The sequence below is a fragment of the Nonomuraea endophytica genome, from assembly GCF_014203235.1.
GTDB lineage: Bacteria > Actinomycetota > Actinomycetes > Streptosporangiales > Streptosporangiaceae > Nonomuraea > Nonomuraea endophytica.
Genome location: NZ_JACHIN010000019.1, coordinates 68,070 through 89,889 on the forward strand (window position 1 = coordinate 68,070; position 21,820 = coordinate 89,889).

At 69.8% G+C, this 21,820-nt stretch carries 19 protein-coding genes and 1 tRNA gene; 13 read left to right on the forward strand and 7 right to left on the reverse strand.

Annotated features, from left to right (window positions below):
• Positions 1-74: 74 nt before the first annotated feature.
• The 4 genes from HNR40_RS45925 to HNR40_RS45940 form a co-directional block, all read right to left on the reverse strand.
• Positions 75-1,445: a Dyp-type peroxidase gene (locus tag HNR40_RS45925; RefSeq protein WP_184973242.1), complete on the reverse strand. Its 1,371-nt coding sequence runs from the start codon at positions 1,443-1,445 to the stop codon at positions 75-77.
• 237 nt (positions 1,446-1,682) lie between these two features.
• The gene (locus tag HNR40_RS45930; protein WP_184973244.1) at positions 1,683-2,669 is read right to left on the reverse strand and encodes a lytic polysaccharide monooxygenase auxiliary activity family 9 protein; all 987 of its coding nucleotides are present in this window, start codon (positions 2,667-2,669) and stop codon (positions 1,683-1,685) included.
• 52 nt (positions 2,670-2,721) lie between these two features.
• Entirely contained in the window at positions 2,722-4,017 is a 1,296-nt protein-coding gene (locus tag HNR40_RS45935) for an ATP-binding protein (protein WP_184973246.1), read from the reverse strand.
• The gene (locus HNR40_RS45940) at positions 4,014-4,691 is read right to left on the reverse strand and encodes a response regulator transcription factor (RefSeq protein ID WP_184973248.1); all 678 of its coding nucleotides are present in this window, start codon (positions 4,689-4,691) and stop codon (positions 4,014-4,016) included. Before HNR40_RS45940 ends, HNR40_RS45935 begins: the two co-directional genes overlap by 4 nt.
• A gap of 111 nt (positions 4,692-4,802) precedes the next feature.
• Between HNR40_RS45940 and HNR40_RS45945 the strand changes: the two genes are divergently transcribed.
• Genes HNR40_RS45945 through HNR40_RS45955 form a run of 3 tightly spaced genes read left to right on the forward strand, consistent with a single transcriptional unit; the run spans position 4,803 to position 6,186 of the window.
• Positions 4,803-5,198: a hypothetical protein gene (locus tag HNR40_RS45945; protein WP_184973250.1), complete on the forward strand. Its 396-nt coding sequence runs from the start codon at positions 4,803-4,805 to the stop codon at positions 5,196-5,198.
• Positions 5,198-5,797 (forward strand): TetR/AcrR family transcriptional regulator, encoded by a 600-nt coding sequence (locus HNR40_RS45950; protein WP_184973251.1) that lies wholly within the window; start codon positions 5,198-5,200, stop codon positions 5,795-5,797. The genes HNR40_RS45945 and HNR40_RS45950 overlap by 1 nt, the downstream gene beginning before the upstream one ends.
• A gap of 35 nt (positions 5,798-5,832) precedes the next feature.
• A complete protein-coding gene (locus tag HNR40_RS45955; protein WP_184973253.1) occupies positions 5,833-6,186 on the forward strand; it encodes a hypothetical protein in 354 nt (117 codons plus the stop codon).
• Here the strand turns inward: HNR40_RS45955 and HNR40_RS45960 are convergent.
• On the reverse strand, positions 6,162-6,656 hold the full coding sequence (locus HNR40_RS45960) for a 2-thiouracil desulfurase family protein (protein ID WP_184973255.1): 495 nt from the start codon (positions 6,654-6,656) through the stop codon (positions 6,162-6,164). The genes HNR40_RS45955 and HNR40_RS45960 overlap by 25 nt on opposite strands.
• A gap of 62 nt (positions 6,657-6,718) precedes the next feature.
• On the opposite strand from HNR40_RS45960, the gene HNR40_RS45965 reads away from it, so the two are divergent.
• The 5 genes from HNR40_RS45965 (at position 6,719) to HNR40_RS45985 (ending at position 9,865) form a co-directional block, all read left to right on the forward strand.
• Positions 6,719-7,081: a hypothetical protein gene (locus HNR40_RS45965; RefSeq protein WP_184973256.1), complete on the forward strand. Its 363-nt coding sequence runs from the start codon at positions 6,719-6,721 to the stop codon at positions 7,079-7,081.
• Positions 7,078-7,458, forward strand: coding sequence for a hypothetical protein (locus HNR40_RS45970; protein WP_312896779.1), 381 nt, complete (start codon positions 7,078-7,080; stop codon positions 7,456-7,458). Before HNR40_RS45965 ends, HNR40_RS45970 begins: the two co-directional genes overlap by 4 nt.
• Before the next feature lie 86 nt (positions 7,459-7,544).
• Positions 7,545-8,789, forward strand: a complete 1,245-nt coding sequence (locus HNR40_RS45975) for a CynX/NimT family MFS transporter (RefSeq protein ID WP_184973258.1) — start codon at positions 7,545-7,547, stop codon at positions 8,787-8,789.
• Positions 8,786-9,616, forward strand: coding sequence for an alanyl-tRNA editing protein (locus tag HNR40_RS45980; RefSeq protein WP_184973260.1), 831 nt, complete (start codon positions 8,786-8,788; stop codon positions 9,614-9,616). The genes HNR40_RS45975 and HNR40_RS45980 overlap by 4 nt, the downstream gene beginning before the upstream one ends.
• Positions 9,617-9,649: 33 nt before the next feature.
• Complete coding sequence (locus HNR40_RS45985) at positions 9,650-9,865, forward strand: helix-turn-helix domain-containing protein (protein ID WP_376773596.1); 216 nt, start codon at positions 9,650-9,652, stop codon at positions 9,863-9,865.
• 514 nt (positions 9,866-10,379) lie between these two features.
• Here HNR40_RS45985 and HNR40_RS45995 read toward each other — a convergent pair.
• Entirely contained in the window at positions 10,380-10,700 is a 321-nt protein-coding gene (locus HNR40_RS45995) for a hypothetical protein (protein ID WP_184973266.1), read from the reverse strand.
• Positions 10,701-11,025: 325 nt separating this feature from the next.
• Positions 11,026-11,904 (reverse strand): RNA polymerase sigma factor SigJ, encoded by an 879-nt coding sequence (sigJ, locus tag HNR40_RS46000; RefSeq protein WP_184973268.1) that lies wholly within the window; start codon positions 11,902-11,904, stop codon positions 11,026-11,028.
• Positions 11,905-11,981: 77 nt separating this feature from the next.
• Between sigJ and HNR40_RS46005 the strand changes: the two genes are divergently transcribed.
• From HNR40_RS46005 to HNR40_RS46025, 5 genes are all read left to right on the forward strand, one after another.
• Positions 11,982-12,054 (forward strand) — tRNA-Ala (locus HNR40_RS46005).
• Positions 12,055-13,413: 1,359 nt separating this feature from the next.
• Positions 13,414-17,955, forward strand: a complete 4,542-nt coding sequence (locus tag HNR40_RS46010; protein WP_184973270.1) for a trypsin-like peptidase domain-containing protein — start codon at positions 13,414-13,416, stop codon at positions 17,953-17,955.
• 134 nt (positions 17,956-18,089) lie between these two features.
• Positions 18,090-18,677 carry a 4Fe-4S single cluster domain-containing protein gene (locus HNR40_RS46015; RefSeq protein WP_246510572.1) on the forward strand — a complete coding sequence of 196 codons (588 nt, stop codon included), beginning with the start codon at positions 18,090-18,092 and terminating at the stop codon, positions 18,675-18,677.
• Entirely contained in the window at positions 18,674-20,062 is a 1,389-nt protein-coding gene (locus HNR40_RS46020) for a hypothetical protein (RefSeq protein WP_184973272.1), read from the forward strand. The genes HNR40_RS46015 and HNR40_RS46020 overlap by 4 nt, the downstream gene beginning before the upstream one ends.
• Positions 20,059-21,813, forward strand: coding sequence for an AAA family ATPase (locus tag HNR40_RS46025; RefSeq protein ID WP_184973274.1), 1,755 nt, complete (start codon positions 20,059-20,061; stop codon positions 21,811-21,813). Before HNR40_RS46020 ends, HNR40_RS46025 begins: the two co-directional genes overlap by 4 nt.
• The last annotated feature ends 7 nt before the right edge of the window (positions 21,814-21,820 follow it).

A 21,820-nucleotide genomic window follows, 5' to 3' on the forward strand; every position in this document is an offset into this window, starting at 1 on the left:
GATCCCCCCGGGATGATCTTAAGCTCCAGCTCACGGCCTTCCCGGGAGGCCCCGGGAAGGCCGTGAAGGTCGGACTACAGAGTGCGCAGGAACGCCAGGGACGGCATGAAGAAGTACTCGCCGCCGCGCATCGTCACCGTCTGGGCGACCTGCGGCTGCGGCAAGGACTGCTCCGGCCGCCCCCACACCTTCGGGAAGGTGACCTTGATGTCCCGGCCGCCCTGGCCGATCACCGGGTCGTGGCCGGTGGCCGGGTTCTGGAAGTCCGGGTTGTTGGCCCACGACTGCTGCGTGAACTCGAACTGATCGACCAGGCTGGAGTTGAACGCCATGAACAGCAGGCCCACGTCACCGCTGGGCCTGGTCTCCGGCGGCGCGTCGTCCCAGGGCTGGTCGGTGCGCTCGCCGTACGTCTGGCCGCGGCGCGCCATCAGCACGTTGCGGCCGAACGAGCGCGGGTTCGTCTTGCGGATGTGCCCGCTGAACGGGCACTTGGAGCCGTCGTCGGCGTCGAAGGTGAAGTCGTTCTGCACCGGGCCGCCGGCGGCCTTGGGCTTGCTGGTCACCGGTGTGCCGTCCTTGAACCGGCCCACCAGCATCGCGCCGGCCCGCGGCCGGTCGGCGCCGGTGAGGCCCAGGCCGTCGGCCAGGTCCCGCTCGATCTCCTTGAACGCGCGGACGTTCTGCTCCAGCTTCCTGAAGACGAAGTAGCTGCCGAAGTGCCGGGCCGGGTTCGGCGCGAACGGGTCGGCCACCAGGATGTTGCTGAGCGGGAACGCCGGGTTCCAGTGTTCCTTCGGCTCCTGGTCGATCTCGTCCTTCAGGAACAGCGGCTGGCTGCGCCCGTCCACGTACCCGAAGTGCTCGATCCCGTCACCGGCCGGGTTGCGCATGCCCTGGCCGGTCTCCTCGCCGAGCAGCCGGGCGCTTTGCGGGAGTTCGCCGAGAATCTCCTCGCGCACTCGCTCGACCGGCTCCGGCCTGGCGTCCCCGATCAGGATGACCGCGTGGATCTCCCGCTGGTAGGTGTTGTCCCACTGCTCCACGGGCGGGTCGTCGACCAGGGCGACCCGCCGCTTCATGCCGTCGCGGAACACCTTGTCGCCGAACCGGCGTACGTCCTCGACGGAGTGCCCGAGGTCGCGGTAGCCCGCCTTGCTGATCCCGATCCCCACGTACGCGCTGCCCGGCTTCCGCTCACGGCTGAAGGCCCGCATTTCTTCCAGCTGCTTGCGCGCCGACTTCATGTGCGTGGTGGCGACATGGCGCAGGAATCGCTTGCCCTCCGCCACGTCGTTGAAGCGCACGAACAACACGGTCAGGTACTCGCGTACGTGCGCCCGCAGGATGTTCGGCTGCAGGTTGTCGAGCATCGCCTTGGTGTCGGCGTTGAGCGAGGCCGAGTCCCAGGCCAGAGGTTGTGCGTTGTTCAGGTCGACAGGCATTGCCCATCCTTTCCCCGTCGTGATGAAGGGGCCCCCAATTAACGCGTCAGTCAGGACATTGCACCCACAGTGCGGCAGTCTGTGCGCCAGTCCAATTCCCCTCGTTCACTAACGCGCCCCACTTAATACGACTCCCGGCTCCATCAAGAAGTTGCGGAAAATCCAAATTTCCCGAAAAAAATTCCGGCCGCCCCGTTGAATTGGTCGAAACGGGACGGCCGAAGGCGCGGTTCGTGTTTATGGGGTGACCGTGAGTTTCGTCCGGGCGGTGTCGCCGTTCTCGCAATAGGCGATCACCGGGAAGGCGCCGGTCCTGGCCGCCTTGAGAACCGGCGCCCAAGCGGTCGTGGACGTGGTGGCGTTGGCGCGGACGGGGGTGAACGCCTTGGACGCGACGGCCCTGACGCCGGAGCCGCCGCAGACCGCCGTCACCGTCACCTGGCCGCCTGCCTTGACCGTGGCGGGGGAGACGCCGACGCCGGCGTTGACGGCCGACAGGGAGATGCCGCCACCGGGGGTCGGGGTCGGGGTGGGCTTCGGCGTGGCGGTGGGGGTGCCGGTCGGGGTGGGCGCCGGGTTGTCGTTGCCGCCGCCGAACACGACGTCGGAGCAGGAGTAGAACGCCTCGGGGCTGTCGCTGCGCTGCCAGACGGCGTAGATCAGGTGCCGCCCCTTCTTCGCCGGGAGTTGGGCGTCCATGACGTACGCGCCGCCGGACAGCGCCGGGTCCTTCTGCGTGTGGAACGGCTTCGCCTCCAGGTCGCTCCACTTCAGCGGCTGGGCGGGGTTGTAGCCGTCCTTGGTCAGGTACAGCTCGAAGCTGCCCCGGTGGGGCGCCGTGGCGCGGAACTTGAACGAGTGCTTGGCGCCGCCGGTCATCGTGGTCGCCGGCCAGTCGGCGCGGGCCTGATCGAAGCCGCGGTACTTGTCGCGGCCCGCGCTGCACAGCTTGCCGTCGGGGATGAGCTCGCGGTGGCGGCCCGCGGCGGCGGCGAGGTTGACCTCGTTCCAGTCGTAGAGCGGCTGCGTGCCGCCGATCTGGACGGCCTTCTTGCAGGCGTCGCTCTTGGGGCTCTCGGGGCCCTCCGCGTAGCAGACCATGGCCCTGCTGGGCGGGTTGTTCATGGTGCCGTGCGCGCCGGCCGTACCGGGGAAAAGGGAGAGCACGAGCAGGGTGGGGGCGGCCAGGGAGGTGGCGACGATCGCCGTGCGGTTGATCTGCATGCAGCCCACCATGGACCACGCAATAGGCCGAAATTTCATGCTTATGTCGGCGTTAAGGTCGGCTTAGGGGCTTTTTCAAGGCACGGGTTCTGAGCCATACCTGAATCTGCGCGCCGCCCAGCGACGAGCGGTCCAGGCGCAGCGTGCCGCCGGTCGACTCGGCCAGGCGACGGGCGATGTCCAGGCCCAGCCCGGTCGAACCGGCGCCGCTCGCGCCGCGCTCGATCGCGGTCTCCGGGTCCCTGATGCCGGGTCCCGCGTCGGCGATGAGGATGCCGACCGTGTCCTTGCCCTCGTGCAGGGTCACGCTGAACGCGGTGCCCTCACCGGTGTGCCGGAAGACGTTGCCCAGCAGGGCGTCCACGACCGCGCCGAGCTCGGCGGCCGGCACCGGCACGCGTACCGGCAGCGTGGCGCCGATGAGCTGCCACGGCCGCTGCTGGTCCTCGGCCAGCGCCGACCAGAACGTCAGCCGCTCCCGCAGGACCTCCGCCGCGTCGCAGAACGTGGCGGTGCGCTGCGGCCGGCGCGCCGCCGCGATGATCGCGTCCACCTCGCCCTCCAGCCGGGTCAGCGCCTGCTTGCTCGCCTCGGCCTGCGGCCCCAGATGGTCGAGGCTGAGCCGCAGGCCCGCCAGCGGGGTACGCAGCCGGTGCGACAGGTCGGCGGCCAGTTCCCGCTCGGCCGCCAGCAACTGCGTGACCCGGTTGGCCATCGAGTTGAACGCCGTGGCCGCCGCCACCAGCTCCGGCGGGCCGTCGGGGTGGATGCGCTCGGCCAGGTCGCCCTCGCCGAGCGCGGTGGCCGCGCCGCCCAGCCGCCGGGCCGCGCGTACGACGCGGGCGCCCAGCCGGTCGCCGACCAGCACCGAGCCGAACACCAGCACCACGGCCACCCCGGTCAGCACCGCCCAGGAGGAGAAGACGCCCCGGTTGAGGTCGGCGGCGGGCACGAACACCTCGATGACCGCGCTCCTGGTGCCGTCGAGGGCGACCGGGCGCAGCAGCACGTACCCGGAGGGCAGCGCGATCGTGCCCGCCTTGGTCTGTGAGGCGGCCCTGGCGACCTCGGCGGCGGGCGCGCGGGTGCTCCCGGAGGTCGGCCCGCCGCTGACGTGGATGGCCAGGTGGCCGCGGCGGCCGGCCGCGGTGCGGGCCATGGCCAGGTCCAGGTCGCCGGTCCTGGTGGTCAGCGCCAGCACCGGCACCAGCGAGGAGGCCTGCCGTTCGGCGTCGGCGACCGCCCGGCTCTGCGCGGTCTCCTTGACGATCAGGGCGAGCGGCACGAGGAAGGCGAGCGCCACCATCGAGGTGACGGCCACCATGAGGACGGCCAGCGTCCGCCTCATCGCGGGGCGGAGAGCATCACGCCCACGCCGCGGACGGTGTGCAGGTACCGGGGCCTGGACGCGCTCTCGCCGAGCTTGCGCCGCAACCAGGACAGATGCACGTCGATCGTCTGGTCGTCGCCGTAGGACTGCTGCCACACCTCGGTCAGCAGTTCCTTGCGGGCCACGACCCGGTCGGCGCGGGCGGCCAGGTAGGCGAGCAGGTCGAACTCGCGGCGGGTCAGCGACAGCGGGAGCCCGTCCAGCGCCGCCTCGCGCCGGTTGACGTCGATGACCAGCCCGCCGACGCGCAGCACCTGCGGCGGCGGCGCGGACCTGGCCCGGCGCAGCACGGCGTCCAGCCGCGCGCCCAGATGGTCGCCGGAGAACGGCTTGACCAGGTAGTCGTCGGCGCCGGCCTCCAGCAGCCTGACGATCTCCGCCTCGTCGTCGCGCGCGGTGGCCACGATCACCGGCACGTCGGAGATGCCGCGCACCATCCGCAGCGCCTCGGAGCCGTCGAGGTCGGGCAGCCCGAGGTCCAGGATGACGGCGTCCGGCGGCCGCTGGGAGATCTCCCTGAGCGCGTCGAGCGCGCATCCGGCACTGCGCACGGCGTGGTTGCGCCGGTCGAGCTCGCGGATCATCGCCGACCGGACGAAGTCATCGTCTTCGACTACGAGTACCGTCGCCATGGCGCCTAACCGTACATAATGCAACCCATGCGGCGAACCCTTCGATATGTTGCCACTTGGTGCGGTGCGACCGCTGTGGCCATATCGGTCTCGTGGTTCGGTGTGCGAGGCGTGTTACGCGATGAGTTCGTGGACGACGTGCGGGTCCAGCCGATGGCGGCGAACACGCTGGCCGACGGCAACGACAGGCTCCGGACAGGGGACGGCCCGACGCCTTCGGCCAGCAGCACACCGGAGCCGACGCCCACGCCGACGCCCCGCCGTACCGTGAAGAAGACGCCCAAGCCACGCGGGGACGTCAAGGTGGTCACGGTCAAGGGCGGCGAGGTGGCCTTCACGATCGGCGCGGCCGGGTGCGGCCTCGTCTCGGCGACGCCCAACAGCGGATACACCGCCAAGGTGAGCAAGAACGACGGCTGGATCCGGGTAGACCTCGTGCAGGCCGAGCACGGCTCGGCGGTGTTCTGCATCGGGGCGGAGCGGCGTACCGACACCTGGGAGTACTGATGAGCAGGCAGTGGAGCCGATCGAGCGGCACCCGCGAGGCGCTGCTGGGCACGGCCAGGAAGGTCTTCATGGCCAAGGGGTACGGCGAGGCCACCGTGGCCGACATCGTCGAGGACTCCGGGATCAGCGTCGGCAGCCTGTACCACCACTTCGGCGGCAAACCCGGGCTGTTCCTGGCGCTGTGGGAGCAGTTCATGCGCAACCAGGAGGAACGCACCGCCAAGGCGGCCAAGGCGGTCGGCGGCACCACGGAACGTTTCCTCGCCGGCGCGCGCGCCTACCTGGAGGGCTCGTGGGAGCAGCGTGACGTGGCCCGGTTGTTCCTGGAGAGCGACGGGCCGGCGGAGTTCACGACGCTGCGCAGGCAGCGCGGCTGGGACTGGATCGGCGGCAACAAGAAACTGCTCGGCCTCGCCGACAACCGGCAGAGCCACATGCTGGTCGTGCTGCTGACGACCGTGATGGGCGAGTCGGGGCGGGAGGTGGCGGCCTGCGAGTCGGAGGAGGAGGCGCGGGTGACCATCGACGCGGTGATCGCGGTGGTCCGGCGGATGCTGTCTACGGCCGCTGATGTAGCACCGGCGCCATCCGAGGGATGATTCGCCCCGCGGATCCGAGTGGCAACGTTGTCCTCATGGGGAAGGCGCTGGGTGTGTTGGCCGTGGTACTCGCGGCCGTTCTGTACGGCTTCGCGGCCCTGCACAGCGGGGTCTGGTTCGAGCCGAGGATCGTGCCGGCCGTGGTGGTGGAGACCATCTGCGGCACCGGCCTGCTGATCGGCGGCTACGGCGCGATCAGGCACCGAAGATGGGACTGGCTGGTCTACGCCTACTCCGCCGCGCTGGGCGGGGTGCTGCTGGGCGTGCTGGCCCTGGCGCTCGGTCCCGGCGACGGCACCCCGCTGACCATGTGGTATCACCGGATCATGGCGCTCGTGCTGGCGCTCGGGCTGGGCGGCACGCTCTACGTCTCCAGGGTGCGCAGGTAGTCGGCGGCCTCGGGGATGTGCTCCTCGGAGAACACCCTGATGTCGTGCAGCGCGAACAGGGCCGCGGTGACGCCGTGGCCCGGAGTGCGCCGGCCGTGGAAGGTGCCGTCGTAGATGGACAACGATCCGCAGGACGGGCTGCCCTCCTTGAGCACGGCCAGCCGTACCCCGAAGTGCTGGGCGAAGGCGAGCGCGGCCTGCGCGCCCGCGAGGAACTGCGCGGTCACGTCGCCGCCCTCGGTGGTGAGCACGCGCGCGGCGCCCGCCAGCACCGCCTCGCCGCCGGCGCCGCCCTCGATTTCGGCGGCCGGACGCGGCGTGGGCAGCCCGCCCTCGACCTCGGGGCAGAAGACGACCAGGCGGCCCTCCTCGCGCCAGGCGCTCAGGTGCGCGTCGGCGCTGGTCTTGGCGCCGCCGTCATAACGCACCTTCCGGCCCATGAGGCACGCGCTGACCAGGATCCTCTCCACGCGGTCGATCCTATGCGGCCTGTCGCCGGGGGCGGCGGGGTGCGGCGGTAGCCTTTTGCGCGATGAACACCATCGTCGCGACCGTCGTCATCGCCCTCTCGGTCCTGCTCATGCTGGCGAGCCTGATCAGCGCGATCCGCAACCGGGCCATGGGCATGGTCCTGCTCGTCGGGTTCTGCCTGCTCGAAGTGGCCGTGCTGGTGCAGGCCGGGTTCGTGATCGCCGCGGTCGCCGGCGGCGAGGGGGAGCACGTCGCCAAGGGCACCCTCTACGGCTACCTCGGCGGCGCCGCGCTGATCCCGCCCGCCGGGGTGTTCCTGGCGCTGGCCGAGCGCAGCCGATGGGGCTCGGGGATCCTGGTCGTGGCCGGGTTCGCGATCGCGGTGATGACCGCGCGGCTGCAGCAGATCTGGCAGGGGCAGTGAGAACGCCGCTCGGCACCGGTCCCGGGCGGGTGCTGATCGCCGTCTACGGGCTGTTCGCGCTGGCCGCGGGCGCGCGGGCGGCGGTTCAGATCATCGGGCGCTTCTCCGAGGCGCCGCTGGCGTACTCGCTGTCGGCGTTCGCGGCCGCGGTCTACGTCCTGCTCACGGTGGCGCTGTGGCGGGGCGCGCGGCGGCTGGCGCTGGTGTCGCTGCTGATCGAGCTCGTAGGCGTCCTGGTCGTGGGTACGGCCAGCCTGCTCGACCCGGCGGCGTTCCCGCACGACACCGTGTGGTCGGCCTATGGACGCGGATACCTGTTCATCCCGCTGGTCCTTCCCCTGATCGGGCTCTTCTGGCTGCGCCGCCGCCCAGTGTGATCTGCGTAACGGTCAGGAATAAAGAGGTGTTTTGGGCCTGTTAGGCTGCGTGTTGATTCGTCCCATGATTGGAGGACTCTTCCCGCATGAGCGTGGTAGCCCAAGAGACCAGAGGCAGAACCGCACCCCTCGCCTGGCTGCTCGTGCTGGGAATCGTCCTCGCGGCGCTGAATCTCCGCACCGCCGTCACCAGCGTGGGGCCGCTGCTCGACCAGCTCGCCGGAAGCCTCGGCATGACCAGCGTGGGCACGGGGTTGCTCACGACGCTGCCCGTGCTCGCCTTCGCGACCGTCGGCGCCGTCACCCCGGCCATGGCCAGGAAGATCGGTGAGCACCGCCTGCTCCTCGCCGCGCTCGTCACCCTGGGCATCGGCCTCCTCGTGCGCAGCCTGGTCGACTCCGCCCCCGTCTTCCTGCTGACCAGCGCCGTGGCGCTGTCCGGTGGCGCGGTCGGCAACGTGCTGATCCCGACGCTGATCAAGCGCCACTTCCCGGCCAAGACCGGCATCATGACCACCGTTTACACCACCTCGCTGGCCGCCGGAACCATGCTGGCCGCCGCGGCCACCGTTCCGATCGAGCGGGCCGCGGGCGGCGACTGGCACGTGGCGCTGGGCGTCTGGGCGGCACTGGCAGCCATCGCCGTCGTCCCGTGGCTGGCGCTGCTGCGCAGCGAGCCGGAGAGGACCGCCGGCGCCGCGGACGCCGGACCGAAGCGCCTGCTCAGGAGCAAGCTGGCCTGGATGGTCGCCATCTACTTCGGCACCCAGTCGATGATCGCTTACATCATGTTCGGCTGGCTCGCCACGATCCTCACCGACAACGGCTACACGACCGCGCAGGCCGGCGTGATCCTCGGCATCTTCACCGCCCTGAACATCCCGGTCTCCATGCTCGTGCCCGCCATCGCCTCCCGCTTCGGCGACCAGCGGCCCATCGTGATCGGCCTGGTCGTCGCCTACGTCATCGGGTTCGCCGGGCTCTGGTTCGCGCCGCCCTCGACCGCGCTGGTCTGGGTCGTGTTCGTGGCCATCGGCATGGGTTCCTTCCCGCTGGCGCTGATGATGCTGGCCCTGCGCACCCGCACGCCGGAGGCCACCGCCGCGCTGTCGGCGTTCGGCCAGAGCGCCGGGTACCTCATCGCCGGCGCCGGACCCCTGGTCGTCGGCGTGCTGCACCAGGTGACCGGTGGGTGGGCGCTGCCGTACGCGCTGATCTTCGGAGTGCTGGTCGTGCAGCTCTTCACCGGCCTGTACGCCGGACGCAACCGCTACCTGGAGGACGAACGGCTGCCCAAGGCCGTCACGTCGCCTGAGACAATCAAGGTGTGAGCTCCACCGTCGTCACCTTCCCCACCGGCCAGGTCAGCGGCCGCTCAGAGATCGTCGGGACCGTGCCGGCGGGGGACCGGCACGGTCTCGTCGTCGCCGAGACGCCCTTCCACCCGCTCGACCACACCTGGCCCGACCAGCCCGCCGACCGCGGCCTGATCGGCGGCCTGCCGGTCGCCGACTGCGTCACCGCCGCGCGCTCTCCCTCCGGCGAGATCTTCCTCGCCGCCGACATTCCGGTACGGCGGGGCGAGGACGGATGGCAGTGGCTCGTCGTCCACGCCACCGACACTGCCCTGCCCGTCGGTGCGCAGGTGGAGCTTGAGGTGGACGCCGGGTACCGGGCGGCGCTGTCGGCCGGGCACACCGCCTGTCATCTTGCCGCGCTCGCGCTCAACGCGGCCGTCGCTGACATGTGGCGCAAGTCGGCTCCTCGGCTGGATGCCCTCGGCAATCCCGACTTCGACCAGAGTGCGATCACGTCCTCGCGGATTTCCTCCTATGCGAGCCTGGATGAGTACCGGCTGGGGAAGTCGTTGCGGAAGAAGGGGTTCGCCGCCGATGTACTGGAGCCCTCAGCTGTCGCCGCTGCCGTGAACGAGCGGCTCAAGGAGTGGGTGGCGGCTGACGTGCCGGTCTGGATTGATGTGCCGGGGCCTGGGTTGACGGCTCGGCGTACCTGGCACTGCGCCTTGCCCGAGGGGGAGGCCTCGATTCCGTGCGGTGGCACGCACGTGCGGCGGACCTCGGAGCTCGGGAGCGTCACTGTGGCGCTGGAACTGGGGGAGCAGGCGCTTACCATGCGGACATTTGTCAGCACTAGCTGACAAATCCTCCTATGTCAGCTTATGCTGACAGACATGAACGTCACCGAGCTGGCGCAGGCCGCCGCTGACCGCGACCCCGGAACCGGCCTGCAGGCCGTCGCGGCCCTGCGCTCCCTGCTGGAAGAGCTCGAAGCCGTGCACGTCACCAATGCCAGGGCACAGGGCTGGTCATGGGAGCAGGTCGCCGACGCGCTGGGCGTGCGGCGGCAGACTGCCCATCGCAAGCACGCCCGGCGGATCGGGAGGTAGTCATGTTCGCGAGGTTCACCGACTCTGCTCGTCATGCCTTCGTCACTGCCGGAGTGCTCGCCTTGGAGGCTGGGCACGGGCGGTTGGGCACTGACATGTTGCTGCTGGCTCTGGCTGAGACGCGGCCGTTCTCGCTGGATTCGTTCACCGCCACCGCTGCTTCGCTGCGGGAGCGGCTCGAACTTCGGGACACTCGGGCTTTGCTGGCTGGGCTGGGGATCTCGCTTGACGACGTGCGTCAGCGGACCCTGCCTGGTGTGGGGGAGTGGCGGCTCACCCGCCATCGGCTGCGGCCTCTGCGTGTCGTCCTTTATGGGCCTCGAGGGGAGATCGCTTTGACCGGGGGTGCTCGGAAGGTGGTCGAGGTGGCTTTGTGGCGGCCTGGGGCTGTTACCGGGGAGAGCTTGTTGTGGGGGTTGCTGGCGGATGGGGGCAACGGGGCTGCTCGGCATCTGCAGGGGGCTGGGGTGAATGTGCGGGCGCTGGTGAACGAGGTACGCATGCCCACCCGCCCCTAACCTTTCACCGTCCCACCACCCCACCGCTTACCTTTTCGCCGCCGCATCACGATCACCGCCCCCGTCACCACTCCGTACACCACCCCGCCGACCATCAGCACTCCGATCCCCCGGCCACCACCCCGCCAACCGGCCGCGACCCGCCAACCGGCCACCACCCCGCCCACCATCACCACCCCGCGCCTACCGGCCACCACCTCGCCCACCATCACCACCCCGCGCCTACCGGCCACCACCTCGCCCACCATCACCACCCCGCCCGACCCCACCGCGCCGCGCGGCCACTTCCCGATCCATCCGCCCTCGCCCAGCACCACCCCTCCGTGACCCCCGGACAGCTACGGTCCGCATCGGGCCACCCCGGCCACCACCAGCCCTGCTGGGACCACCCCGCCACCCGCCACCCGCTCGCCGCCGAGCCTTCACCGCCCTGCCCAGCTGTCGACACTGGGCATCGCCCGGTCCGTCCCACGCTGAGCCACCCGACCACCGTCACCTCTTTCGTGGGCCCCGCACCCGGTCCTTGCATGCCCAGGCAGCCGCCAGGTTTCCCGGTGTTTCACGGCCTATCGTTGGCCGTACCCGCGCAGACCCTTCGTGAGGCGGGGGCGGTCCCTTCGCGATGTCGCGGCGTCCGGGGTGTCAGACGAGCCGCTCGAGCTTGTCCGGGTTGGCCATCAGATAGATCGTCTCGATCCGCCCATCCACGACCAGCAGCGACAACACCGTCACCACCCGACCCCCCACGACCATCACCACGGCCGGAGCGGCATTGATCTCCTCGATCCGGAGCTCCACCCCGGTTTCACCCGGCATCCCGATAGATGCCATGAACTTCGCGATGTTGTCCGGAGTGGTGATCGACATGAGGAACCGCGTGACGTTGTCCACGCCGAACAACACCCGCAGCGCCGCCCGAGCCTTCCCGCCACCGTCGCTGACGACCGTCACGTCCTGCGACAACATGGCGATCAAATCGTCAAGATCACCGTTCATGGAAGCGTTGATGAACCGCTCGGTCATCTCCCGCCGCTCACCCCGATCCGTGGCGAACCGAGGCCGCTTCTCCTGCACATGCTCCCGAGCCCGCCGAGCCAACTGCCGAGTAGCAGGCTCAGCCCGTCCAATGATCTCGGCGATCTCCGCGAACGGCATGTCGAAGGCCTCCCGCAACACGAACACTGCCCGCTCAAGCGGAGACAACGTCTCCAACACGACCAGCATGGCCAGCTCAACAGACTCGGCCAGCTCAACATGCTCAGCCACATCCGGACCAGTACTGATCGGCTCAGGCAGCCAAGGCCCCACATAGGCCTCCCGCCGAGACTTGGCCCAGCGCAACCGATCGATGGCCAGCCGGGAAGTAACCCTGATCAAATAGGCTTTGGGATCCTCCACAGCCCCCTGATCCACCCCAGACCAGCGCAACCACGCCTCTTGCACAACATCTTCGGCATCGGCCATGGATCCGAGGATCCGATAGGCGACCCCGGTCAGCAGATGGCGGTACTCCTCGAACATAGAAGGTAGACGTATCACACGGGGTTTGGCGTGACATGAGGCCCTCCAAGTTCCGATACACTTGTGCCGTACCGCAAGGGGCTATGGCGCAGTTGGTAGCGCGCTTCCATGGCATGGAAGAGGTCTGGGGTTCGAATCCCCATAGCTCCACAAGCAAGGTCTTTCACATCAGCGCGCTACGCGCGTCTGGTAGTTCCAGGCGTTTCTCCAGTCGAGTTGAAGCTCGACCCCTGAAGGTCCTCCCTCCGGTCGGGCGCTTTCCTGGGCCAAAGGCATGGAGATTCGCGCGTTCTTCTGGGGTCCCACCCGTTGCCCGGCTGGGTGGTTGGGCAGTTGGACCCCGCCCTGGACAATGGTCCTCGCTGCGCTCGGGCGCTTTGACCGTGCGCCTTCGGCGCGCAGCTTGCGCGTCTGATGAGGCGTGGATTCGCTTTGGCGAGGCCAGGCGCCTAGGTCGCGTAGGTGGACAAAGTGACTCGTTGACCCTTGCCACAGACCCCTATGCGCTCTCGACGCGCTCGCAGCGCGGGCAGGTTGAGGCCCCCATCGGAAGAAGCGTCATAGCGATTGTCGGCGTGCGAACCCTTCCTGAGTCAGGCTGCTTTGCAGGCCCAGATAGTTACCGTGTTCGGCGAACGCGAGCACCACTACCGCTCCCTTGAGTCCGCCCGGGTCGAAGAGCGCGACGGCGTGACGGAGGAAGGGAGCGGTCTCGTCCCTGGCGGCGAGCCCGACGTTCCTGCGAGAAAGAAGTCCAGGAGCTCGGCCTCGCCCGGTACAAGCCGGGCGTCCAGCCAGCTCAGCGAGGCACCGGTGAGATCGTCGACAGCCGGGATCGGCATGAGTCGGCGCGCCGGATTCGGGCAGTTGGTCTCCGCCTTCTCGAGTACGACGCAGATTCTCCTCGAGAACGACGCCGGTTCTGTTGCGCTCCTCCACTAGATCGCCCAGCAAGGATCTGAGACGCTCAGGGCTCTCGCCGAGCCAGAGCCGGCGCAGCCGTCCACGAACAGGCTTCTCGCCATCGCGCCGAGGACCGTGCCGCCGAACCCCGGCGCCGATCATCGACTCGGCGCAGTCGTATCGCTGGCGGGCCGACATGAACGTCGGCCCGCCCAGGAGTCGGTCCGGACCGACTCCAGGGGCGGGCAGTTGACCAGGCAGCTCGTCGAGGTGGAGCCGCAGTGGCCCTCCGCAACCGGCCCGTCCGCGTGCTGGGCTCTCGCCCGTCGGGTCGCTCCTGCTCCTCCATTCCGTGCCCGTCGAGAGCCACGACCAGGGCAGATGATCGCAGCGTCATCGCGATGGCCGACGATTCAGCGTCCCGCTCTTGCTCGGCGAACATGGGGGCGTAGAGCAAGGGTGGCTGCAGCGGCCACGTCTGCGAGCGCGCGAGAAGCTCACGGCGCCGCGTTGCGGGGACGAGGACCCAGGCCAAAGCAGCGCACGGTAAATCACGATTCGGCGTCGGGCGTGTGCGGCGAGTACGGCGGGGGCATCGACGCGCACATGAGTCTGGAGGACCTGCTGTATCGCAGCGCGGTGCCGATCCGCTGCGGCGGGACTGCCGGGACCGGGGTCTTCGTGGCACCCAACACCATTCTGACGTGCGCGCACGTGGTCCCCGGCGACGAGGTGACCATCATCTGGGCAGGGCGCGAGGTCGGTGTCACGGTGCGGGAACGGCTGCCGGACATGACGGACAGGCGGGCGGATCCGTATCCGGCGCCGGATCTGGCGTTCCTGGAGACGCCGGACCTGCCGGGCCACCCGTACGTGGAGCTGGATCGGGAGGTGCCGCGCTCGGGGTATGACGGGGACGGGCTGTGGGCGGTCGGGTTCACCCAGGCGTACCAGGAAGGCGCTTGGACGCGGGAGGAGCTCCGGATCACCACGACGGGGGCGGCGGACGGTCTTCTGCTGCGGGTCACCGGGGATCGTATTCTGCCGGGCATGAGCGGGGCGCCGGTGCTGAACGTGCGGACAGGCCGGGTGTGCGGGCTGATAAAGCGGACCGCGGACGAGCGTGTCCCCAACGGCGGGTGGTTCGTGCCGCTGGCGCCCTTGGTCGCGGCTGTTCCGTCCCTGTACGCCGCCGCGGGGCCCAGCGAGGGATGGCGGGAGGAACGCCGCAGGGCTATCGGGCCGGCTCTGGAGCAGCTTCTGGTGGTGGAGCAGCCGGAGCATCCGACCAGCGAGGAAGCCGGGCCGTCGTGGCCGCTGCGGGCTGAGTACAAGGTGGTGCCCTTCCACGGGCGCGACGGGTTTCTGGAGGAGTACGTCGCCTGGTGCGAGCGCGCGGGGCCGGTGACGTTACGCCTGCTCACCGGTCAGGGCGGTACGGGCAAGACCCGGCTGGCGCTGGAACTGGTGAGCAGGATGATCGAGCGCGGCTGGATCGCCGGGCTGCTCGAGTCCAAGGTCGCCTGTGGGGGTGCGGCGGACCGGGCGCTGGAACTGGCCGAGCAGCTCGGCCGGGTCGGTGAGGACGCGCTGGTGGTGATCGACTACGCCGAGGGCCGGCCGGAACTGGCCGATCTGCTTGACCGGCTCGCGGACATTCCGCTCTCCACGGAGCAGCGGTTACGGGTGCTGCTGCTGGCACGCCACCACGGCGAGTGGTGGACGACGATCCTGCCGTCGCGGCTGGGGCAGCGGCGGATGCGGCAGTTCGTGGAGCGGCGCGAGACCGTCCACGAGCTGCCCGGCCTCAGCGACTCGATCTCCGACCAGCACAAGGAGTTCGCCCTGGCATGTACGGCGTTCGCGCAGGTGCACGGGTTGCCGGGCACTCCGTCGACCACGCTGGTCCCGGCCGGCGACCGGCCTCCGGTGCTCCAGGTGCACGCTGCGGCGTTGCTGGCCGTGTTGCGCGCCGAGGAGGAACCGGTGGAGGCGGACCACGTCGACATCCGGGACGTGCTCGAGGGGATCCTGGCGCGGGAGAACCGGTTCTGGACGCGCAGCGTGGCCGCGCGCGGGCTGACGGGGATGGGCCAGACCACCCACAAGCAGGCCGTCGCGCTGACGGCGCTGGTGGGCGCGGACGACGCGCGCTCCGCCGCGGCGCTGCTCAGGAACGTGTTCGAGCTGACCAAGGCGCACAGCATCGAGGTGGCGGCCTGGCTGAGCGAGCTGTATCCCGTGCGCTCGACCGACGAGTCACGGTACTGGGCTCCGCTGCGTCCGGACATCCTCGGTGAGTATCTGATCGTTCAGGTGTTCTCCGGGCATCCGGAGCTGGCGGACACGGCGCTGGACGGGCTGCCGGAGGACAAGCTGGCCAACGCCCTGATCGTCCTCACGCGGGCGTGCGCGCACAGCTCGAAGAAGGCCAGGCCGTTGCTGGCGCGGCTGCTGCGCGCGGACCGCCTCGCGCTGGCGGTCAGGACGGCGCCGAAGGCGGGTGAGCCGCTCGGCGCGGTCATCAGGGACGTCGTCGCCGAGAGCGACCTGGACGACGAGGTGATGCAGGACATCGTGGACGCGCTGCCGAACGGCAGCGTCGAGCTCAACCCGCTGATGGCGTACATCCTGCGGCTGATCACGCAGGAGACGGCTTCGCTGCAGTTGGACGACCGGCAGCTGGCCGGGCTGCACGAGGGGAGCGGCAACCAGCTCATGCTGATGGGCGAGCTGACCGAGGCGCTGGCGCACCTGACCGAGGCACTGCGGTTGTACGAGGGGCTGCATCGGGCAGAGCCCGAGACGTACCGCGCGGATCTGGTGGACGTCCTGTCGTCGCTGACGCTGGGCCTGGCCAACGCGGGCCGCGCCGAGGAGTCGCTTCGGGTGGCGGAGCGCATCAGGGAGCTGGTGCGCGGCCTGGAGGATCTGCCGGTGACCAGCGCGACAGCCCTCGTCTCCGTGGGCGAGGTGCTGCACAGCCTGGGACGGATCCAGGACGCGAAGCAGGTGCTGGACGAGGGCATCGAGCTCATGGACGGCTTCGCCGACCTGGACCCGGACCTCATGGCGTTGCGCGCCACGGCGCAGGCCACCCGGGCGACGATCCTGATCGCGCAAGGTCTGATCACCGAGGCGTACGACAGCGTCGGCGAGGCCCATCGGGCCGTGGCGCCGCTGGTCGAGGCAGAGCCTGACCACTTCGCGATCGAGTTCGCGCACGTGGCGACGATACGGTCGGTGCTGGCGCTGATGTTCCAGGAGGTCACCGCCGCTGACCTGGTCGACGACACGGTGGTACGGCTGCGCAGCCTCATCGACCACGGCTTCGGGCTGCTCAGCCCGCACTTCGTCCTTCTGCTGATCTGCCAGGCAGGCACCGCGTTCGAGAAGGGCGATCTGGCGAGGGCGCGCAGGCTGTCGATCGAGGCTGTGACCGTGACCCGCAGGCAGACCGAGTCCGGCCATCATCGGATGGGGCAGTTGCTGGTGCATGCCCTCGCCACGCAGGCGGAGATGGGCGCGCGGCTACCGGGCTTCCTCGACACGCTCATTCCGCAGGCACGTGAGCGGCTGTCCGGTGGCCCGGTGCCGGAGGCGGAGCTGATCGGGCAGATCGCCTTGGAGGCGCAACGGCTGACAGAGGAGGCCGACGGCTCGCTGGTGAACCGGGTGTTCATGCTGCAGCGGGCGGCCAAGGCGGCGTTCGCGGCCGGAGATCGCATCGCGGCGATCTCGCTCGGGCGACAGGCGCAGCAGATGTTCCAGGACGCCTACGAGGCGGGCATGGCCGAGAACATGCTGCCCGGCCCCGATCTGCACCACGAGCTGAGCGAGTTCCTGGCCGCCGACGAGCAGCACGAGGCGGCGCGTGACCTCGCCGAGCGGGCGGTGCGGCTGCAGGAGGATCTGGTCAGAGCCGATCGGGCGACCCAGCACGCGATGGATCTGGTGCGGATGTGGCGTGACCTGGCGCGTAAGGAGCTGCGGCTGGGCCGTGCCGCCGAGATGTTGTTGGCCGTGACCCGGGCCGCCGAGCTGGCCGAGCGCCAGGCGGACGACCTGCCCGAGCAGTTCGGCCCGCTGCTGGCACGCGCCAGGTTCGAGCACGCTGACGCCCTGCATCGGCTCGGCCGGGACGAGGAGGCGGCGGAGCTGCTCGATTCGGTGTACGCCCGGCACCGGCTGCGGCCTGAGCTGCTGCGCGAACAGGATCCGGAGCTGATCGCCGAACTGCTCATGGCGCACGCCCGGCTGCTGTCGGGCATGCACCGGACGTCCGAGGCCGCGCGGACACTGGCGGATCGTATCGCGTGGGAGCCCGAGGGCGTGCGGCCGGGGCTGATGATCCTGCCGCTCTTCCGGCTCTGCGACGCGCTGCTCGAACTGGGCCATGCGGAAGAGGCCGCCACGGCGGCGGCGCGAACGGTGGTTCTGGCGCGTACGGCCGGCCGCCCGGGGCAGGTGGCGCGCGCGCTGCGCACGCAGGCGATCTGCCTGTTCCATCAGGGCGCCCGCCATGCCGAGGCGACCGCCCTGATGATCGAGGCACTGGCCGCGTACCGGGAGCTGAGCCTGTCGGAGCCGGTGCACGCGCGGGCCGAGGTGCTGGCCGTGCTCGGCCTGCTGACCGTGGCGGAGATGTCGGCGCTGCACTGGGCGCGGGCACTGGAGTACTGCGACGAACTCGTGGCCGCGACGAACGGCGGGCAGGAGCGGGGCGCGACGTCCTGGCTGGTGCGGCGGGCGGAGATCCTCGCCGCGCTGGGCGCGCACGACCGCGCGCGGGCCGATGCGGAAACGGCCATTGCCTGTTATCGGACCACCCTGCCCCCGGACGACGCGGGCCTTCAGCAGGCGCTGGCGACGTACGCGCGGCACCTGCTGAAGGGGGAACGGCCGCGGGAGGCGCTCGACGCGGTCAACGAGAGCGAATCGCTCGCCCATCGCCTGGTACGGGCCGATCCGGCCGAATACGGCGAGCGCCTGATCGAGGCCATGGAACTACGCATTTCGGTAATGCGTGCGCTCGAAATGCCAACCGAAACGGAAATTAACACCGTCCACATCATGGGTGCGCATCTGAAGATCGACATTAGTGACCGCCCCTTTTTCGCTGGGCCGAAATCCCAATCTGGCTCTTGAAAACCAGTCGTGCTACTTTCTCCGCATCGACGGTGCCTGGGGGGGCTTCCACCGATCTGCGCCTACGGTAAGTGGAGGTGCGAAGGGCCTTGTTCGTCATGCGTTCTCCAGCTCCAAGACTGAATATCGCAGCCATGACTCCGGCCACTCGGGCATTGGGTCCTGGATTGCGCGCGGCCGTGTGGGTTCAAGGGTGCCCATTCGACTGCCAGGGATGCATTGCTCCCGAATGGATTTCGGATATCCCGGCTCATTCGATGACGCCCGACGAGGTCGCCGAGCGCCTGCTCGCCGATCCGGAGGTGGACGGGCTGACGTTCTCGGGTGGTGAGCCCATGGCTCAGGCACGGGGGCTCGCGCGCGTCGCGGAGCTCGCCCGTGCGCGCAGAGACCTGTCCCTCATCTGCTTCACGGGCTTCCGGCTGGAACGGCTCGCGCGCGACCCTCCCGATCCAGGGGTGCCGGAGCTGCTGAGCCAGATCGACGTCCTGATCGACGGCCGCTACGTCGCCGCGCTCAACGACGGCACGGGCCTGCGCGGCAGCACGAACCAGCGTGTCCACCATCTCACTGACCGTCTGCGTGACGTCGACCTGGAGCATCAGCCGCGCCGCGCCGAGGTCACCCTGTCCGGCCGCGACCTGACGATCATCGGCATCCCGCCCCGCCACGTGCTGACCTCGCTCGGCGTGGCGACGGGAAGAGCGAAGGAGCCATCATGAGCCGTGGCAAGCGCATCGTGGTCGACGAGGACGAATGGGCCCGGCTGCAGGCCGCGGCGAGGCGCCTTCGCGATCTCAACGAGAATCTGCCCAGTCTGCTCGATGACGTGCGCGGGGCCGTCCGTCGTGACCTCGACAGGGAGCTGTCCGTCGTCGCCGACCGGCAGAGCGCCTTCGAGGGCATGCTGGCCACCGCCGGCGAAAGCGTGCGTGATTTGGAACGTGCCACAACCGTCCGCCTGGACGAGCAGACGCGGCGCATGACCGAGCAGCGGACGGCCCTCACGCAGCGGGTCGACACCACCGCGGCCGAACTCCGGCAGGAGACGCTGCGCCTGCTCGACGCCGAGCGCGCCCGCGTGGACGACACGATCGCCAGGGAACGCGCCGAACGCGCCGGTCAGGTGGCACGGCTGCGCGAGGGGCTGAACGACCTGGTGTCGGACAAGGAGCGCGCGGCACGGGCGGCCCGCACGTGGCTGGCCGACGCCGCGGCCATGCGCGACTTCATCAGAGAACATCTGCCGCACGAGCGCTTCGCTCCCGGGCGGCTGGCCGCCCTGGAGCAGCGGATCGCGATGGCCGAGGGCAACGTGGCCGCGGGCCGGTCCGAGGCCGCGATCTCGGTGGCGCAGGAAACCTATCTCCAGCTCAGCGAGCTGCGGCTGGACCTGGAGATGCGCGACCGCGAATGGAGACAGGCGCGCGGCTCCGCCACCGGGCAATTGCGCATGGTCTCCGGCCTGATCCGGGACAAGCATCTGTGCAAGGGCGTGAACCAGGACGATACCGAGAACGACAGCCTCGTCGAGGTGGACTGGTGGACCAGCGGAAAGCTCAGCCGGCTCGCCGTCGAGGTCGAGGATCTGCTGGAGCAGGTGGCCGACGACACGCGGGCGCCCGGCTCCGACGAACTGCGCGACCTCGTCGACCGCCAGGTCCCGATCCTGAAGCAACGGCTCCAGGAGATCGCTCAGGAGGCGGGGGCGCTACAGCTCGCCTCGCAGATCCGCGCGAACATCGCCGACAGCGTGATCCAGGTCCTGCAGGAGAACGGTTATGGCCTGGACGACTACACCTACGAGGGCGAGGACTACCGGGCCATGCTCGTGGCCAAGGTTCGGCACAACGACGGCAGCGAGATCGTGATCCGGGTCGCGCCCGTGCCGGGCGACCCTCCCGGTTGCACGCTTGACATCGATTCCTTCGACACCGCGACCGGCTCGGACCTGATCCGCTGGGAACGGGCCCGCGCACTGGCGGAACGGCTGCGCGAGGAGGGCATCGAGGTCCGCGAACCCCAGGAGTCCGGCACGCCCGATCCGGCGGCCCGCGACGTGGAACGCCTGCGCCGCCCGCCGCAGACACGAGGCGAGGTGACATGAGCCGAGGTGAGAGGAACGCGGTCGTGGTGGAACGGCTGGCCGAAGCGCTCCGGCTCGACTCGGGAGCGTCCATCCTGGCGTTGTACGGCCCCGGCACCGGCGACTCGTTCGTCTGCCTGGACTACCAGGAACGCAACCTGAAACCGGCGCTGTGGCAGCTCCTGCGCTCGGCCGGGTTCGACCGGGTGGTGTTCGGCTCGGTCGGCGAGCCGCTGCACTTCCTCGACGCCGAGTCCCGCGACATGTCGCTGACCGGGCGCATGGCCAGGAGCACCGCCGCGCCCGGTATGGGCCGGATGCGGCGGCTGAACGGGCCGCAGGGTGCCCGGATACAGCTGCCGCCGCCGGCGCAGCCTCGCGGCGGCACCGGAGAGATCCGCCCCGGCGGGACGATCACAGCACCGTACGCCGTGCAGACCCTGCACTCCTACATGACCCAGCCCGGCGTGCGCACGGCGCTGGTGATCGAGCGGGCCGAGGACTTCTTCCGGCACATCGGGGCCATCCGCGAACTCGCCGACCGCCTGGGCATGTGGGTACAGGACGGCGTCGGGGGCAACGTCTGCATTCTGGTGTTCTCCGCCGCCACCATGGACGGGGTGGTGCAGGCCGTACGCGACCAGGGCTCGGCCACCGCGCTGGCCGACTATCTGTCCCGCCAGGGCGTGAACTCCGCGACCGGCGCGGCGGGGCGCGTGCCGGAACCGGGCCCCGCCGAACTGTCCAGGCTGATCCATCTGCTGCGCATCCGACATGGCCTGGTGATCGACGACTGGACCGAGGCCGCGAAGCTCGTCGGTCTGATGAGCGCTGGCGAACCGCAGTCGGCCAGGACCTGGCTCAACCGCCTGTCCAAGGTGCGGCACCTCAACCGGCGCACGCTCAGCGCCTGGGTGACGGGCGAACCCGACGACCGCACCGCGCTGGAGGAGCTCACGGAGCTGACCGGCCTGACGAAGGTCAAGGAACTGGTGAACCGGCTCCGGTCGCTGGCCCAGGTCCAGGCGGAACGGCAGCGTATGGGAGTGCCGCTGCCCGACCGCTCCAACCATCTCGTGTTCACCGGCAATCCGGGCACCGGCAAGACCACGGTGGCCAGGATCATCGGCCGGCTCTACCGCGAGGCCGGCCTGCTCGCCCGCGGCCACGTGGTCGAGGTGGACACCGGCGACCTGGTGGGCGAGTTCGTCGGGCACACGCCCGCCAAGACCAGGGAGGTCGTGGACCGGGCCCTGGACGGCGTGCTCTTCCTGGACGAGGCCTATCGGCTGACCGAGGACGGCAGAGGCGGCTTCAACCGCGAGTCGCTGGACATCATCCTCACCCGGATGGAGAACGACCGCGACCGGCTCGTGGTGATCGCCGCGGGCTACACGCACAAGATGACCGAGTTCATCGCGGCCAACCCGGGGCTGCGCCGCCGGTTCCCGGCCCAGAACGAGATCGAGTTCCCCGACTACGAGCCCGACGAACTGCTGCAGATCCTTCTCGGCATGCTCACAGCGATGCGCCACGCCGTGGACCCCTCGCTGAAGGACCTGCTCAAGCGGGTGGTCACCGGCCTCTATCTCGGGCGGGATCCCGCCACGTTCGGCAACGCGGGCGAGATGCGCAACCTGGCGCAGGCCCTGGACGAACACTGGGCCGAACGCATCGTCCGGACGGCGGGACCGGCCGGGCTGAGGGCCGCGATGAACAAGCCGATGATGCCCGAGGACGTGCCCGCGACCTACCGGGAGGCGGCACGATGATTCCTCC